Here is a 1,331-nt window from a genome sequence, read left to right as displayed (position 1 = left end):
GGACACTCTTGAATGGGCGACAATTTGATGAACGTCATCAACTGATTGATAAAGATTTCCCAAGAGTAGCTATTACCTTCTCAACCAATCCGGATCAATTAGAAAAAAATGAACAAGACGATGAATTAGTAGAGATCATGAAAGAGTATGCGAAACAGTTTGATGCTTCTCCTTATCAAGATGAGAAACTCTACAATCAAAATATTAATAAACGGTTGGCCCGTAAGGAAAAGCAATATCAATCGGATGGTCAGTGGCTAGATTTTGTCATTGTTGTCGATCGTTTATTGACAGGCTTTGATTCTCCAACGATTCAAACCTTATATATTGATCGAGAAATGAACTATCAAAAGCTCCTTCAAGCGTTCTCAAGAACGAATCGTATTTATACAGGAAAAGATTCTGGGTTGATTGTCTCTTTTAGAAAGCCCTTCACCATGAAAGAAAATGTGCAAAACACGTTTCGTCTATTCTCAAATGAAAATCAAAACTTTGATCAACTGATTCCAAGAGAATATGAAGAAGTCAAAAAAGAATTTATCGAATGTTCAACACTTTATAAACAAAGCGAAGCCGACCTATCGGATAAACCCAATGATCTTAAAACGATGATTGCGCAAGTGAGTGCTTATCAAAAGCTAGAAAAGAGTTATAAAGCGCTCCGAAGCTATGATCAATACGAAGAGGACTTTGAAGCATTTTCAGAAGTAGTGGAGCAGATGCCACAATATCAAGGTAAAACGGAAAATGTTAAAACAAAGATTAAAGAAATGATCGAGGATGAGGAGCATCCTGAGGAAGACTTCGAGAAGCTTTTACAAGAGATTGCTTTTTCTTCGCAGCTCAATGCGACACATAAAGACATCGTGGATAGTTTTTATATTAATCAACTTTTGAAAGCGATTCAATTAAACGAAGCAGGGGCCGTTGAAAAATTTGAAAAAGAAATCCAACAAAAGGATCCTCAAATCCAAAAGATGTATCACACCTTGAAAGATCAACTCGTCAATACTACTGAAGAGATCGATGTGGCTCAATTAAAAGAGACTTCGATTCAAAATGAAATTCAAAGACAACTTCAAAAAGAAGCCGAAGAATTTGGATTATCCTTCGACTTTTTACAGTCTGCAATGAATGAATATCAAGGCGATAAGAAAACGATCCCTTATTTAACTCATTTACTGGATTCGATGACCCTTAGTAAAGAAGAGTTTGAAGCCAAAACGGGTGAAAAATACAGAAGAAGAACAAAAGCCAGGGCTGTGGGCGCGACGCCCGCGACCACGAAGTCCGCCTCCGCGGTGGTGCCGTCCGCGAGCTCCACGCCCGCC

The 1,331-nt window shown here is 38.5% G+C and carries 1 protein-coding gene; it reads left to right on the top strand.

Translation table 11 applies throughout. The features are described from left to right. Positions 1 to 1,331 (top strand): hypothetical protein (locus tag ABZV77_RS42655; protein WP_356268786.1); only part of this gene is annotated, 1,331 nt, incomplete at both ends.

This window comes from Streptomyces sp. NPDC004732 (genome assembly GCF_040609235.1).
In the GTDB taxonomy this organism is placed as follows: Bacteria; Actinomycetota; Actinomycetes; order Streptomycetales; family Streptomycetaceae; genus Streptomyces.
This window is presented reverse-complemented; position numbering and strand designations above follow the sequence as displayed.